This window comes from Enterobacter sp. 186315 (genome assembly GCF_053290175.1).
In genome coordinates, this window is the sequence record NZ_JBPTTK010000001.1 from 101,820 (window position 1) to 115,945 (window position 14,126).

General features: G+C 60.2%; 14 protein-coding genes. 8 read left to right on the plus strand and 6 right to left on the minus strand.

Annotated elements, in window-relative coordinates; translation table 11 throughout:
• The 8 genes from pheT to selO all read left to right on the plus strand — a co-directional run bounded on the left by pheT (position 1) and on the right by selO (position 8,166).
• Positions 1-2,388 (plus strand): phenylalanine--tRNA ligase subunit beta, encoded by a 2,388-nt coding sequence (pheT, locus tag ACSVHP_RS00490; protein ID WP_447550614.1) that lies wholly within the window; start codon positions 1-3, stop codon positions 2,386-2,388.
• A gap of 4 nt (positions 2,389-2,392) precedes the next feature.
• Positions 2,393-2,692: an integration host factor subunit alpha gene (ihfA, locus tag ACSVHP_RS00495; protein ID WP_003857805.1), complete on the plus strand. Its 300-nt coding sequence runs from the start codon at positions 2,393-2,395 to the stop codon at positions 2,690-2,692.
• A 101-nt stretch (positions 2,693-2,793) separates the two neighbouring features.
• Positions 2,794-3,774 carry a vitamin B12 ABC transporter permease BtuC gene (gene btuC, locus ACSVHP_RS00500; protein ID WP_447550864.1) on the plus strand — a complete coding sequence of 327 codons (981 nt, stop codon included), beginning with the start codon at positions 2,794-2,796 and terminating at the stop codon, positions 3,772-3,774.
• A 33-nt stretch (positions 3,775-3,807) separates the two neighbouring features.
• Positions 3,808-4,359 (plus strand): glutathione peroxidase, encoded by a 552-nt coding sequence (locus tag ACSVHP_RS00505; RefSeq protein ID WP_234673671.1) that lies wholly within the window; start codon positions 3,808-3,810, stop codon positions 4,357-4,359.
• Entirely contained in the window at positions 4,359-5,114 is a 756-nt protein-coding gene (gene btuD, locus ACSVHP_RS00510) for a vitamin B12 ABC transporter ATP-binding protein BtuD (RefSeq protein WP_447550615.1), read from the plus strand. The genes ACSVHP_RS00505 and btuD overlap by 1 nt, the downstream gene beginning before the upstream one ends.
• Before the next feature lie 74 nt (positions 5,115-5,188).
• Positions 5,189-5,653 carry an NlpC/P60 family protein gene (locus tag ACSVHP_RS00515; RefSeq protein ID WP_234673669.1) on the plus strand — a complete coding sequence of 155 codons (465 nt, stop codon included), beginning with the start codon at positions 5,189-5,191 and terminating at the stop codon, positions 5,651-5,653.
• A 295-nt stretch (positions 5,654-5,948) separates the two neighbouring features.
• Positions 5,949-6,659, plus strand: coding sequence for an EAL domain-containing protein (locus tag ACSVHP_RS00520; protein WP_447550616.1), 711 nt, complete (start codon positions 5,949-5,951; stop codon positions 6,657-6,659).
• 64 nt (positions 6,660-6,723) lie between these two features.
• Positions 6,724-8,166 (plus strand): protein adenylyltransferase SelO, encoded by a 1,443-nt coding sequence (gene selO, locus ACSVHP_RS00525; RefSeq protein WP_447550617.1) that lies wholly within the window; start codon positions 6,724-6,726, stop codon positions 8,164-8,166.
• Here the strand turns inward: selO and ACSVHP_RS00530 are convergent.
• The 6 genes from ACSVHP_RS00530 to hemP all read right to left on the minus strand — a co-directional run bounded on the left by ACSVHP_RS00530 (position 8,163) and on the right by hemP (position 14,069).
• Positions 8,163-8,942: a heme ABC transporter ATP-binding protein gene (locus tag ACSVHP_RS00530; protein ID WP_447550618.1), complete on the minus strand. Its 780-nt coding sequence runs from the start codon at positions 8,940-8,942 to the stop codon at positions 8,163-8,165. The two genes, selO and ACSVHP_RS00530, sit on opposite strands and share 4 nt — an antisense overlap.
• Positions 8,935-9,927, minus strand: a complete 993-nt coding sequence (locus ACSVHP_RS00535) for a FecCD family ABC transporter permease (RefSeq protein ID WP_447550619.1) — start codon at positions 9,925-9,927, stop codon at positions 8,935-8,937. Before ACSVHP_RS00535 ends, ACSVHP_RS00530 begins: the two co-directional genes overlap by 8 nt.
• Positions 9,927-10,745, minus strand: a complete 819-nt coding sequence (locus ACSVHP_RS00540; RefSeq protein WP_447550620.1) for a heme/hemin ABC transporter substrate-binding protein — start codon at positions 10,743-10,745, stop codon at positions 9,927-9,929. Before ACSVHP_RS00540 ends, ACSVHP_RS00535 begins: the two co-directional genes overlap by 1 nt.
• The gene (locus ACSVHP_RS00545) at positions 10,742-11,770 is read right to left on the minus strand and encodes a hemin-degrading factor (protein WP_447550621.1); all 1,029 of its coding nucleotides are present in this window, start codon (positions 11,768-11,770) and stop codon (positions 10,742-10,744) included. Before ACSVHP_RS00545 ends, ACSVHP_RS00540 begins: the two co-directional genes overlap by 4 nt.
• Positions 11,771-11,817: 47 nt before the next feature.
• A complete protein-coding gene (locus tag ACSVHP_RS00550; protein ID WP_447550622.1) occupies positions 11,818-13,803 on the minus strand; it encodes a TonB-dependent hemoglobin/transferrin/lactoferrin family receptor in 1,986 nt (661 codons plus the stop codon).
• Between the two features lie 77 nt (positions 13,804-13,880).
• The gene (gene hemP / locus ACSVHP_RS00555) at positions 13,881-14,069 is read right to left on the minus strand and encodes a hemin uptake protein HemP (RefSeq protein ID WP_234673661.1); all 189 of its coding nucleotides are present in this window, start codon (positions 14,067-14,069) and stop codon (positions 13,881-13,883) included.
• Positions 14,070-14,126: the final 57 nt, after the last annotated feature.

Sequence of the window (14,126 nt, forward strand, 5' to 3'; positions counted from 1 at the left end):
ATGAAATTCAGTGAACTGTGGTTACGCGAATGGGTGAACACCTCTCTCGATAGCGACGCGCTGTCGAACCAAATCACCATGGCGGGCCTGGAAGTGGACGGCGTTGAGCCGGTTGCTGGCGCGTTTAACGGCGTGGTCGTGGGCGAAGTGGTTGAGTGCGGCCAGCATCCGAACGCCGACAAACTGCGCGTCACCAAAGTGAACGTGGGCGGCGATCGCCTGCTGGATATCGTCTGCGGCGCACCAAACTGCCGTCAGGGCCTTAAAGTGGCGGTTGCCACCGTCGGTGCCGTGCTGCCGGGTGATTTCAAAATCAAAGCCGCCAAGCTGCGCGGTGAGCCCTCTGAAGGGATGCTGTGCTCGTTCTCCGAGCTGGGTATTTCCGACGACCATAGCGGCATCATTGAGCTGCCGCAGGATGCGCCAATCGGTACCGATATCCGCGAATACCTGAAGCTTGATGACAACACCATCGAAATCAGCGTGACGCCAAACCGTGCGGACTGCCTGGGAATTATCGGCGTGGCGCGCGACGTTGCCGTGCTGAACCAGACCGGGCTGAACGCGCCGGAAATCGCGCCGGTGGCGGCGACCATCAGCGACGTGCTGCCGATTCAGGTTGACGCGCCGGACGCGTGTCCGCGCTACCTGGGCCGCGTGGTTAAGGGCATCAACGTTAAAGCTCCGACCCCGCTGTGGATGAAAGAGAAGCTGCGTCGCTGCGGCATCCGCTCTATCGATGCGGTGGTTGATGTAACCAACTACGTTCTGCTTGAGCTGGGTCAGCCGATGCACGCGTTTGATAAAGATCGTATCGAAGGCGGAATTGTGGTCCGTATGGCGAAAGAGGGCGAAACCCTGGTTCTGCTGGACGGCAGCGAAGCCAAACTGAACGCGGATACCCTGGTGATTGCCGACCACGGCAAAGCGCTGGCCATGGGCGGCATCTTCGGCGGTGAACATTCCGGCGTGAATGACGAAACCCAGAACGTGCTGCTGGAATGTGCATTCTTCAGCCCGCTCTCCATCACCGGTCGCGCGCGTCGTCACGGCCTGCATACCGATGCTTCTCACCGCTACGAGCGCGGCGTGGATCCGGCGTTGCAGTACAAGGCGATGGAACGTGCCACGCGTCTGCTGATCGACATCTGCGGCGGTGAAGCGGGTCCGGTTATCGACGTGACTAATGAAGCTACGCTGCCTAAGCGTGCCACCATTACGCTGCGTCGCAGCAAGCTGGATCGCCTGATTGGTCACCACGTTGCCGATGCGCAGGTCACCGATATTCTGACGCGTCTGGGCTGTGAAGTGACCGAAGGTCAGGACGAGTGGAAAGCCGTTGCGCCGAGCTGGCGTTTCGATATGGAAATCGAAGAAGACCTGGTGGAAGAAGTGGCTCGCGTCTACGGCTACAACAACATTCCGGATGAGCCAGTGCAGGCGGGCCTGGTCATGGGCACTCACCGCGAAGCCGACCTGTCCCTGAAGCGTGTGAAAACCATGCTGAACGACAAAGGCTATCAGGAAGTGATTACCTACAGCTTCGTCGATCCTAAGCTGCAACAGCTGGTCCACCCGGGTGAAGAGGCGCTGATCCTGCCAAGCCCAATCTCTAGCGAAATGTCTGCGATGCGTCTGTCCCTGTGGACGGGGCTGCTGGGCACGGTTGTGTACAACCAGAATCGTCAGCAGAACCGTGTGCGCATTTTCGAAAGCGGTCTGCGCTTTGTGCCGGATACTCAGGCTAATTTGGGCATTCGTCAGGATCTCATGCTGGCAGGTGCGATTAGCGGTAGCCGCTATGAAGAGCACTGGGACCTGGCAAAAGGCACCGTTGATTTCTACGATATGAAGGGCGATCTGGAAGCGGTTCTCGATCTGACCGGTAAATTATCCGAAATTGAATTCCGTGCAGAAGCGATCCCGGCCCTGCATCCTGGTCAAAGTGCTGCTATTTATTTAGAGGGCAAACGCGTTGGTTTCATTGGTGTTGTCCACCCGGAACTGGAACGCAAACTTGACCTGAACGGCCGTACCATCGTGTTCGAGCTGGAGTGGAACCCGGTTGCAGACCGCGTGATTCCTCAGGCTCAGGATGTTTCTCGCTTCCCGGCAAACCGTCGCGATATCGCTGTTGTGGTCGCTGAAAATGTACCGGCAGCAGATATTTTGGCCGAATGTAAGAAAGTTGGCGTAAATCAGGTAGTTGGCGTAAACTTATTTGACGTGTACCGCGGCAAGGGCGTAGCAGAAGGTTTCAAGAGCCTTGCTATTAGCCTTATCCTTCAGGATACCGGCCGTACACTCGAAGAAGAGGAGATTGCCGCTACCGTCGCCAAATGTGTAGAGGCATTAAAAGAGCGATTCCAGGCATCATTGAGGGATTGAACCTATGGCGCTTACAAAAGCTGAAATGTCAGAATATCTGTTTGATAAGCTTGGGCTTAGCAAACGGGATGCTAAAGAGCTGGTAGAGCTGTTTTTCGAAGAGATCCGTCGTGCTCTGGAAAATGGTGAGCAGGTAAAACTCTCCGGCTTTGGCAATTTTGATTTGCGAGACAAAAACCAACGTCCGGGCCGTAACCCGAAGACGGGGGAAGATATTCCCATTACAGCCCGCCGCGTGGTGACCTTCAGACCCGGCCAGAAGTTAAAAAGCCGTGTCGAAAACGCAACGCCCAAAGCAGAGTAATATGAACTAACCAAAAAGGTCGCATTCGCGGCCTTTTTTCTTTGCACGGTTGTAAACCCACCGTAAAATCAAATACATCTGATCCTGATAAAACCATGTCCATGCCTGATTTTGCCCATCGCCAGCGCCAGTCCGACCTCCGCAGCCTGCTTGTGCTCGTGCTGTTGCTCCTGATTGCAACGGTGATAAGCCTGTGCGCGGGCGACCGCTGGATTGGGCCGGAAAGCTGGTTTGGCGCAGACGGACAGCTGTTCGTCTGGCAAATCCGCCTGCCGCGAACGCTGGCGGTGATCCTGGTCGGCGCGTCGTTGGCGCTGTGCGGCACCATTATGCAGGCGCTGTTTGAAAACCCGCTCGCGGAGCCCGGCTTACTGGGCGTTTCCAACGGCGCGGGGGTAGGGCTGATTGCGGCGGTAATGCTGGGCGGCGGCGAGCTCTCCGGCTGGAGTATTAGCCTGAGCGCCATTATCGGGGCGCTGGTGATTACGCTGATACTGCTGCGCTTCGCCAGGCGCCATCTGTCCACCAGCCGCCTGCTGCTGGCCGGGGTAGCGCTGGGGATCATCTGTAGCGCGCTGATGACCTGGGCGGTCTATTTCTCCACCTCCTTTGATTTGCGCCAGCTGATGTACTGGATGATGGGCGGATTTGGCGGCGTTGACTGGCGTCAGGGCTGGCTGATGGTGCTGCTCGTTCCGGTTATCCTCTGGGCCGGTTTTCAGGCGCAGCCGCTGAACATGCTCGCGCTGGGCGAAACCTCTGCGCGTCAGCTGGGCATGTCGATGAGTTTATGGCGCAACGTGCTGGTTATCGCCATCGGCTGGATGGTGGGGGTGAGCGTGGCGCTGGCCGGGGCTATTGGCTTTATTGGTCTGGTCATCCCGCACATGCTGCGTCTTTGCGGCGTAACGGATCATCGCACGTTGCTGCCGTGCGCCGCGATTGCAGGGGCGGCGACGCTGCTGCTGGCGGATATTATCGCCCGGCTTGCGCTGACGGCGGCGGAGCTGCCCATCGGGGTCGTAACCGCGACGCTGGGCGCACCGGTATTTATCTGGCTACTATTAAAGGCCGGACGTTAAATCACCCTATGCAAGACAACCTGAGGGAATGCTATGCAGTCTGATATTTTGAATACCGAAGTGACCACCATTGACGGCGAAAAAACCACGCTGGAAGGCTACAAGGGCAAGGTGCTGCTGATCGTCAACGTGGCGTCTAAATGTGGCCTGACCCCGCAGTACGAACAGCTGGAGAATATTCACAAAGCCTGGGAGAAAGACGGCTTCACCGTGCTGGGCTTCCCGTGCAACCAGTTCCTGGGCCAGGAGCCGGGCAGCGAAGACGAGATCAAAACGTTTTGCAGCACCACCTACGGCGTTACGTTCCCGATGTTCAGCAAAATCGACGTTAACGGCGAAAACCGCCATCCGCTCTATGAAAAACTGGTGACCGCCGCGCCGACCGCCGTTGCGCCAGAAGGCAGTGGTTTCTTCGAGCGTATGGCGAGCAAAGGCCGCGCGCCGCTCTATCCTGACGATATCCTGTGGAACTTCGAAAAATTCCTCATCGGCCGCGACGGCCAGGTGGTTCAGCGTTTTTCACCGGACATGACGCCTGAAGATCCAATCGTTATGGAATCTATCAAGCTGGCGCTGGCGAAATAATGACCCTGCTGATGCAGCTCACGGACGTTGCCGAGAAGGGGCGTCTGGAGCCGATTGCCGCGACCATTAATGCCGGGGAGATCCTGCATCTGGTGGGGCCTAACGGCGCGGGCAAGAGCACGCTGCTGGCCCGTATGGCCGGGCTGACAAGCGGGCAGGGGGAGATCGCGCTGCTGGAGCACAGCCTTGCCGAGTGGTCGCCCGCGGCGCTGGCGCATCGGCGGGCTTATCTGGTGCAACAGCAGGTGCCGCCCTTTGCGATGCCGGTCTGGCACTATCTGACGCTGCATCTGCATGATAAAACCCGCACCGGGCTTCTCACGGAGGTGGCGGCAGCGCTGGGGCTGGAAGATAAACTGTCCCGCCAGGCCAGCCAGCTCTCCGGCGGAGAGTGGCAGCGCGTGCGCCTGGCCGCGGTGATCTTGCAGATCCACCCGGCGGGCAACCCGCAGGGGCGGTTACTGCTGCTGGACGAGCCAATGAGCGGGCTGGACGTGGCGCAGCAGGCGGCGCTGGACCGTCAGCTGAGCGCGTTGTCCGAAGCGGGCGTTGCGGTCGTCATGAGCAGTCACGACCTGAACCATACGCTGCGCCACGCGCACCGCGTCTGGCTGCTCTCTAAGGGCAAACTGATCGCCAGCGGCGCGCGCGACAGCGTCTTGACGCCACGAAATCTGGCGGCGGCCTATAATATGGCGTTTCGACGGCTGGATATCGAGGGGCACAAGATGCTGATCTCCACGGCGTCCGGCTAACCGTTTCTTGCGCGGTTACACGGTTGCACGCTAAATTACGGAAAGAAAAAATAAAAGCAGAGGATTCGTCTGAAATGCGATTCTGGTTTCTCTTTGCAGCGGCGCTCTTTCTTGCGGGATGCAGTAGCCATCGCGCGCCTCCACCGAACGCGCGGCTGTCGGACTCCATCACGGTGATTGCCAGCCTGAACGATCAGCTCAGCAACTGGCGCGGTACGCCCTATCGTTACGGCGGGATGAGTCGTGGCGGGGTGGATTGCTCCGGGTTTGTGCTGATGACCTTCCGCGATAAATTCGATCTTCAGCTGCCGCGCGAAACGCGCAAGCAGGCTGAAATCGGCACGAAAATCGATAAAGAAGAATTACTGCCCGGCGACCTGGTGTTTTTCAAAACCGGCTCCGGGGAAAGCGGTCTGCATGTAGGGATTTATGATACGGATAACCAGTTCATACATGCCTCCACCAGCCGCGGCGTGATGCGTTCATCTCTGGATAATGTCTACTGGCGTAAAAACTTCTGGCAGGCCAGACGTATTTAACCCGCATTCTTCCACGCGTTTTGTTCGGGCACCTTCGCAAAAAAAGGTGGCCCGGATTTCAGTTATTCAGTGATTAAAGTTAAATTTATTCAGAATTAAATATTTCTGTATGTGTCTGTTTTATCTAAAACTGGCTATTAAGCTTTAACCAGGATAAAATTATTTTAGATTCAGGGATAAATCTGAAAATTAATACGGAACGAATGAAACCAATCTTATTAAAATCAATGCAGTGGAATTGTGTCAGCAATTGCTCCAGGATGTACACTCTCATCTATAACGCAGGCCGAGCACAATGATTATCACGTTAGATAATGCTTACCAGTCCGAGTTTTTACTCTGTCCGGCGCGTAATAGCGCAGGAGAGCTTAAAGCGCTTGAGATTATGGTTAACTTTGTCGGCGTGGGCTCAGACGTCCGTTTCCCCACTGAACTGGCGCTCCCGCATCTTTCTAAAGAAGATGAGCTGGTGCTGTTTCATGAAAAACTGCAACTGCTCGATACCTGCAAACTGTTTTTTATTCAGCATCAGTTAATTGCTTGGATCAATATTACACCTGCAATTGTTGAGTTTTTATTAACAAACGAAAACGCTGTTTCAATAATGGATCGCTACCCGTTCCTGGAGTTTACCGTTAATGAGAATTATCCAGGTTTAAATAACGGAAAGGACGATCTCGATCTGGCAAGGATGGCGATCCGATATCCGTTGGTGCTGGCTAATTTCGGTGCCGGGGCGGCCTCCCTTAAGGCGGTTTATGACGGCCTGTTTAAACGCGTCATTCTGGATAAAAACTTTATTCAACAGCGCATATCGCAACTCTCCTTCGAACCTTTTATGCGCGCGATCCTCTGGCAAATAACCCCGCACTGCCAGTCGGTGATTGTGGCCGGGATCGACGACCACGGAAGTTTGCAGCGCGTCCTGTCATTTGAATTTGGCGCGATGCAGGGCACTCTCTGGCCTGCCGTGACGGCGGAGTCCGTGACCACGCTCGTGCAGTGATAACCCTTGTTTTCGCCCGTGTTTAACCTCCGCTAAACCCTCTACACTTAAGGCAGGAGGACCTATGACCCTGTCTTTTACCGCACACTGGCACGACGAACTGCCCGGCTTTTATACCGCGCTGAATCCCACACCGTTACAGAATGCTCGCCTTGTCTGGCACAACGCACCGCTGGCCGATGCGCTTGGCGTTCCGCCTGACTTATTCCAGCCTGCGAATGGCGCGGGCGTCTGGGGCGGCGAAGCGCTGCTTCCCGGCATGATCCCTCTGGCGCAGGTCTACAGCGGGCACCAGTTTGGCGTCTGGGCGGGTCAGCTGGGGGACGGCAGGGGGATCTTGCTTGGCGAACAGCAGCTTCCCGACGGAGATACCGTCGACTGGCACCTCAAAGGGGCGGGTCTGACGCCGTATTCGCGTATGGGCGACGGGCGCGCGGTGCTGCGCTCCACCATTCGTGAAAGCCTGGCGTCCGAAGCGATGCACGCGCTGGGGATCCCCACCTCCCGGGCGCTTTCCATTGTGACCAGCGATACGCCCGTCGCGCGTGAAACGATGGAGCAGGGGGCGATGCTGATGCGCATCGCGCAAAGCCACCTGCGCTTTGGCCATTTCGAGCATTTCTATTATCGCCGCGAGCCGGACAAGGTGCGCCAGCTTGCCGACTTCGCCATTCGCCACCACTGGCCCGCGCTTCAGGATGAGGCCGATAAATATCGCCTCTGGTTCCGCGACGTGGTCGCCCGCACCGCGTCGATGATTGCCCGCTGGCAGAGCGTTGGCTTTGCCCACGGCGTGATGAACACCGATAACATGTCGATTCTGGGGCTGACCTTCGACTACGGCCCGTTTGGTTTCCTGGACGATTACCAGCCGGGCTATATCTGCAACCACTCTGACTATCAGGGGCGCTACAGCTTTGACAACCAGCCGGCCGTCGGGCTGTGGAATCTTCAGCGTCTGGCACAAACCCTGTCACCGTTTGTCGACGTGGATGCCCTCAACGACGCGCTGGACAGCTACCAGGAGGTTCTGCTGCGCGAATACGGCACCCTGATGCGCGGTAAGCTCGGGCTGTTAACCCAGGAGAAGGGCGATAACGACATTCTTAACGGCCTGTTTGCGCTGATGGCGCGCGAGGGCAGCGATTATACCCGCACCTTCCGCATGCTGGGCCAGACGGAGCAGCACAGCAGCGCTTCCCCGCTGCGCGACGAGTTTATCGACCGTCAGGCCTTTGACGACTGGTTCCAGGGCTACCGCGAGCGGTTACAGCGCGAGGGCGTGGCGGATGACGAACGTCAGGCGCAGATGAATGCGGCAAACCCGGCAATGGTGCTGCGTAACTGGCTGGCACAGCGGGCGATTGAGCAGGCCGAGAAGGGCGAATACGACGAGCTGCACCGCCTGCATACCGCGCTGCGCACGCCGTTTGCCGACCGGGACGATGATTACGTCAGCCGCCCGCCGGACTGGGGCAAGCGGCTGGAGGTCAGCTGCTCGAGCTAGGGGGCGAGAAACACCTGCGGGGCGGCGTGGAGCGGATGCTGGCCGACGTGAACCTGCGCGCCGTACCAGCGCGCCAGCGCGTCGGCCTGCAACACCTGCTCCGGCGCGCCGTGGGATACAATCCGACCGTCGTGCAGCAGCAGGATGCGATCCGCCCACAGCGCGGCGAGATTCAGATCGTGCAGCACCACGCAGACGTGCAGGTTCCCTTCTCGCGTCAGGCTTTTCAGCAGGCGCAGCAGATGTTGCTGGTGGTAGAGATCCAGCGCCGAGGTCGGTTCATCGAGAAACAGCCAGCCGCCCGGCGCACCCTCGCGCCACAGCTGCGCCAGCGCGCGGGCCAGCTGTACCCGCTGCTGCTCGCCGCCGGACAGGGCGGCAAACCGTCGTCCGGCCAGCGGTAAACAGCCGGTGATCTGCATGACTTCGTGTATCACCGCGCTTTCGGGGCGCGCTGCCCACGGGGCGCGACCCATCCCGATCACCGCCTCCACCGGCCAGTCAAACCCCAGCTGCGTGTGCTGGCGCATCACCGCCCGGCGTCGGGAAAGCTGTTCCGGGTGCCACTCGCCTAAGGGTTTATCCGCCAGCAGGCAGGTGCCGCTTGTCGGCTTGAGATAGCCCGTCAGCAGGCGCAGCAGGGTGGATTTTCCGGCCCCGTTCGGGCCAATCAGCGCCACCAGTTCGCCCGACGAGAGCGAAAGGGACACGTCGTTGATAAGGGTGCGCTGCCCCACCCGGCAGGTGAGGCGTTCTGCGCGGTAGCCTTCAGCCATGCTGGCCTCCACGACGAAAAATAAGCCACAGGAACCAGGGCGCGCCCAGAATGCTGGTCAGCAGACCCACGGGCATCTCCGCCGGGGCAACCAGCGTGCGCGCCACGGTGTCCGCGACCAGCAGCAGGGCGGCACCGGCGAGGACCGACCCGGGCACCACCGCCCGGTGATCGGCCCCGAGCCACATGCGCATCAGGTGCGGCACCACCAGCCCGATAAAGCCAATCACGCCGCTGACGGCAACGGCCGCCGCCACCAGCAGCGCGCTGCACAGCAGCAATATCCGCTGCACGCCCTTCACATCAACGCCGAGATAGTGCGCCTCCTCTTCGCCGAGCTGGAGCAGGTTGAGCGCTGTCGCCAGCCGCCATATCACCCAGACGGTGGGCACCATCAGCGAGGTCACCGCCAGCAGCGTCGACCACTGCGCCTGCCCGAGGCTGCCCATGCCCCAAAGTGAAAGCTGGCGAAGCTGGGCGTCGTTGCTGAGCCACGAGAGCACGCCAACCGCTGCGCCGCACAGGGCGTTAATGGCAATCCCTACCAGCAGCAGGCGCGAGAGCGAGCTGCCGCGCTGCTGGCTGAGCAGGAAGATCGCCACGGTTGCCGCCAGCGCGCCGAGAAACGCCGCCAGCATCGGGGCGTAAAGCATCGCCAGCGCGGGCAGCGTAAGCGGCAGCACCACCCACAGTGCCACCGCCAGCGCCGCGCCGCTGCTGATCCCAAGCAGTCCCGGATCGGCGAGCGGGTTGCGAAACAGCCCCTGCATCACGCAGCCCGCCAGCGCCAGCGATCCGCCAATCACCAGCGCCAGCAGCACGCGGGGCAGGCGAATCGTGAACCAGATCTGGCGCAGCGCGTCATCGGCGTGGCTCCACAGCAGGCTTACCGGAAGACGCATGGCGCCAAAGCCGGTTGCCAGCAGGGTCATCACCAGCAGCGCGGCGGACAAAACGCCGAGCGACAGGGCAATTCTGCGGGACATCAGGGCAGCTGCTCCGCTTTGGCGCGCAGCTGCAAAATCGCCTGCGGGGTACGCACGCTAAAGCCGAGCAGCGCCATATCGTCAACGGCAAGCACCTGCCTGCTGCGTCCCGCCGGGGTTTGCGCAAGCCCCGGCAGCGACCAGAGGTTATTCTCACCGCCGAGGGCCTTTATGCCGTCCTGGGAGATCACCACCAGATCCGGCTGGCTGGCAATCACCCCTTCCTGCGAAAGCGGCTGATAGCGGGTGAACCCCTGCATCGCATTCTGCAAGCCCGCCGCCCGGATCGCCGCGTCGGCCCCGGTCTGCTGCCCGGCGGCCATCGCGGTCATCCCGCCGTGATTGAGGATAAACAGCACCCGTTTGTTGAGCGCAGTCGACGGCAGGGCATTCAGTTCCTTGCGCAAGGACTGGCGCAGTTTGTCGCCCTCGGCCTGCTGGTGCAGCGCGTCGGCAATGACCCTGACCTTCTCGTCAATCACGCTGAGATCGTTACTGCCCGGCACGGTCACCACCTTTACCCTGCTTTGCTCAACCTGCTTTAAGGCGAGGGACGGCTGCGCCTGGGCGCTCGCCAGCACCAGCGTCGGGCGAACGGAGAGAATGCCCTCGGCGTTAAGCTGGCGCAGATAGCCCACGTCCGGCAGGGCGTTCACCGCCTGCGGAGACTGGCTGGTGCTGTCGCGTGCCACCAGAGAGGACTGCGCCTTCAGCGCATAGACAATCTCGGTGACGTCGCCGCCCAGCGTGACGACGCGCTCCGGTGCGGCGGCGAAGGCCGTCAGGGGAAGGGCGCAGAGCAGGGCGAGCCACTTCATGCTGCCAGCCCGTTTGGCGTCAGGGCGTCAATCTGGCTGCGCCACTGGCTCTGTTCAGGTTCGCCTTCGCTGCGCTGGCCGTACAGCTGCACGATCTGCGTGCCGTCGGCGGCAAACAGCTCCAGGCTGGTGACGTGGCCGTCGGCGGTCGGTTTGCGGGTGACCCAGGCTTCAGCGATGCTCTCTTCCAGCAGGTGCAGGGTGAAGCTGGAATTGAAGATATTCAGCCAGCCCTTCATCGGCACCAGTTTTTCGATCGCGCCGGTGAAGATCTGCACGCAGCCGCGGTTGCCGACGAAGATCATGATCTCGTTGCCGTCCTGACGCGCCGTGTCCAGCAGCTGCGCCAGCGCGGAGCTATCGACCTGACAGGCCAGATCGTCACCCACCAGGCGGAAGGCCTGCTGGCGGGAGAGGTTGTGGCGTTTCAGCAACGAGAAGAACTGATGCACGTCGGTCATGGCGCGCCATTCGCTGTCCAGCGTGGTGGCGTCGGGATTGACCGCATGAACCGGCGCCTCTGCCGCTGTCAGCGCCAGCGGCGGGTTATCGGCAAACATAAAGCGGGTGAGAACATCGCCCCAGGCGGAAACGTCGGTGCTGTCGGTGGCGTAGACCTTCAGCAGCGCATCGCCCTGATGGTCGAAGAACTGAATGCTCTGGCGCTCGCCGCGCGCGGTGGCTTCGCTGATGTGGAACACGCTGGCCCACTGGTTGAGGAACAGACGCAGGTCGAGCGCGCGCGGGTTCAGCACCAGCCCGGCGTGGCCGTTGAGGTGCTGATGGGTGAACGCGCCGACCTGTTCATGAACGGCGTACTCGTTGCGGCAGATGCATTTGGTTTCGCCCACTGCTTCTAATGCGCCCAGGATCTCGCGGATGTCGCCGTGCAGCCGCCAGGCGTCGTGCCCCACGCGCGCGAAGGTGAGTTCCGCTTCGCTGATGCCCATCAGGCCCGCGATATCGCGCGCGTATTTTCCCGGATGTTCTTCTTTAAGCTCAAGCCAGCGTGTGTAGTGATTCATTGTCTGTTCCTTTCGAATAATGGCCCCGGCGAACCGGGGCGAGGGGATTACCACTGATAACTCACAAAAATCTTGCCGTTACGGCCATCCTGCGGAATGCCCTGCGGTGACCAGTACGCTTTGTCGAAGACGTTGCCCAGCACCAGCGTGGTGGTCACGCCTTTAAGCTGCTGCTGGCCTTTGTAGCTGACGTAGAAATCGTTGACCGCGTAGCCCGGCTGTTTGCTGTAGCTGCTGCTGACGTGGGTGGAGCGATCGGCGAAGGTGCCGATCCAGCCCACGGAGAAGCCGCTGGCCGCCACCGGGATGTCCAGCTTGCTGGTGACGGTGTCCGGATTGATGCTGGAGATGTACTCCCCGGTGTCGGTATCTTTGCCGCGCGTGCGGTTGTAGGCCATGTCCAGGCTGAACAAATCGGCGGTGTATTTCGCCATCACGTCCCAGCCCCAGATTTTGGCATCAGGAACGTTATAGGACATGGTGGTCGCCGCCGCAAAATCGACGGTGGTGGAGATGTAGTCTTTGGCTTTGGTATCGAAGTAGCTGGCTTTGAACTCCAGCGCATCGTTGGTGAGCATCAGGTCGTCAAAGCGCAGGCCGAATCCGTACTCCTGGGTTTTGTTGGTTTCCGGGCGCAGGTTCGGGTTGGGCACCCAGTAGTTAGTGTAGAAGCTGCCGATGGAGAAGTGCTTCGCGTCGTTGTACATCTCGCCCATGGTCGGGGCGCGGAAGGCCTGCGCGTAGGAGCCAAACAGCATCAGCCAGTCGGTCGGGCTGACGGTGAGCCCGGCGCGGGATGACCATTTGTCGGCGTCCACGTCGTCATAGCCTTCGCTACTGCCGCGATAGTTATCGTAGCGCGTGCCGCCGAGCAGGGTGACCGGCAGATCGCGCAGGGTGATCTCATCCTGTAACCAGCCGGAGCTGAAGTCGATTTTCGCGTCCGGGAAGCCGGTGGTGACCCCGCCCGGATTTTGCTCCTGGCGGTAGTACTCGCCGCCGTAGGTCAGCAGGTGCGAGGCAAAGGAGTCGCTGAACAGGCGCGTGCGGTTCTCCACTTTGCCACCTTTGGTAGTCTGCTTGCGGAACTCGCCGGCGTTATCGAGGTTCTGGGCGTTAATGCGCGCTTCGGACCAGTAGATTTTGGCCTCCGCGTTGAGCCAGTCGTTGCCTTGCGGCGCGATGCTGTAGCCGAGCTGCGCATCGCGCTGAATGGTGGAGCGGTCGGTCATCGGGTTGCTGCTGTCGCTCGCGTCCGGCGTCTGCGGGTTTTTCGGCTCCTGCGCGGCGTTGTTGTAGTAGCGCAGAGAGCCGCTCAGGGTCTGGGCGGCGTCGATTTTCCAGCTGCCTTTCGCCAGCATATTGTTGATGGATTCATCGTTCGGCGCGCGGGTGCCGTTGCTCTGGCGAATGTCCCCGCGATCGCGGCTCGACCAGGAGACCAGGCCGTCGAGCGTGTCAGTGCGGCCAAAGGCGCTGGCGCCCATGCCGATGCTATGATCGCCCGTTGCGCCCGTGCCAAACACGCGGTAGCCGCTGTTTTTGCCCGGCTCCAGCAGGTCGGCGGCGTCCGCCGTATCGTAAGAAATCACCCCGCCGAGCGCGCCGCTGCCGTAGAGCAGGGCAGAGGGGCCGCGTACCACTTCGATGCGCTTGATCAGCGCCGGGTCGAGGAAAGTGCTGTTGAGGTGCCCGGTGTCGGTGCCCTGGCGAATGCCGTCCACCAGCACCAGCACGCCGCGACGATCGTAACCGCGCAGGTTGATGTCCTGGCCGTTGGTGCGGCCCGTGCCGTCCAGCGTCAGGCCCGGCACTTTACGCAGCAGGTCTGCCGCCGAGCTGGCGGTCTGGTTTTCCGGGGTGGTAGCGTCGATGACGCTGACCATCATCGGGGCTTCGAAGGCGCTGCGGGCGTTGCCCGTGGCGGTGACGGTAATATCCTCTGCGGCAGCAAGCGCGGCGCCCGGCAGGGTGCTGACAATCGCCAGCGCCAGGAGTGAGGGACGCAAAGACGCGGAATGCAGGTGTGGCATAGCAACTCTCCATTAAGAATCGAAAGCGCTGGCTGCCTGGGGATCACCTGGGTGGCTGGCGTAATTTTAGGTGTAATTTATTTAGTCAGAATCAGTTTTCCGGCATGGGTCTGGCGCAGCAGATACTGCTGACCGTCATGCTCGATAATCACCCGCCCCTCGTCGCCCAGCAGCGTTTTGCTGTCAATACGGCGGTCGCCGGAGGTGGGGGATGGCGCTGTGTGTGTCGCTAAAGGCGTTGCGTCAGAGTTATTTACAGGTGACATAATGTTTACAAATGACAATCAATGTAACAATGATAATCATTATCAATAAACTGCAAA

Coding starts and splice junctions, on each gene's coding strand:
- ACSVHP_RS00545 (WP_447550621.1), bottom strand. CDS start 11,770: ATGAATCACTACACACGCTGGCTTGAGCTTAAAGAAGAACATCCGGGA.
- ACSVHP_RS00505 (WP_234673671.1), top strand. CDS start 3,808: ATGCAGTCTGATATTTTGAATACCGAAGTGACCACCATTGACGGCGAA.
- ACSVHP_RS00550 (WP_447550622.1), bottom strand. CDS start 13,803: ATGCCACACCTGCATTCCGCGTCTTTGCGTCCCTCACTCCTGGCGCTG.
- ACSVHP_RS00535 (WP_447550619.1), bottom strand. CDS start 9,927: ATGTCCCGCAGAATTGCCCTGTCGCTCGGCGTTTTGTCCGCCGCGCTG.
- pheT (WP_447550614.1), top strand. CDS start 1: ATGAAATTCAGTGAACTGTGGTTACGCGAATGGGTGAACACCTCTCTC.
- btuC (WP_447550864.1), top strand. CDS start 2,794: ATGCCTGATTTTGCCCATCGCCAGCGCCAGTCCGACCTCCGCAGCCTG.
- ACSVHP_RS00530 (WP_447550618.1), bottom strand. CDS start 8,942: ATGGCTGAAGGCTACCGCGCAGAACGCCTCACCTGCCGGGTGGGGCAG.
- ACSVHP_RS00540 (WP_447550620.1), bottom strand. CDS start 10,745: ATGAAGTGGCTCGCCCTGCTCTGCGCCCTTCCCCTGACGGCCTTCGCC.
- ACSVHP_RS00515 (WP_234673669.1), top strand. CDS start 5,189: ATGCGATTCTGGTTTCTCTTTGCAGCGGCGCTCTTTCTTGCGGGATGC.
- btuD (WP_447550615.1), top strand. CDS start 4,359: ATGACCCTGCTGATGCAGCTCACGGACGTTGCCGAGAAGGGGCGTCTG.
- hemP (WP_234673661.1), bottom strand. CDS start 14,069: ATGTCACCTGTAAATAACTCTGACGCAACGCCTTTAGCGACACACACA.
- ACSVHP_RS00520 (WP_447550616.1), top strand. CDS start 5,949: ATGATTATCACGTTAGATAATGCTTACCAGTCCGAGTTTTTACTCTGT.
- selO (WP_447550617.1), top strand. CDS start 6,724: ATGACCCTGTCTTTTACCGCACACTGGCACGACGAACTGCCCGGCTTT.
- ihfA (WP_003857805.1), top strand. CDS start 2,393: ATGGCGCTTACAAAAGCTGAAATGTCAGAATATCTGTTTGATAAGCTT.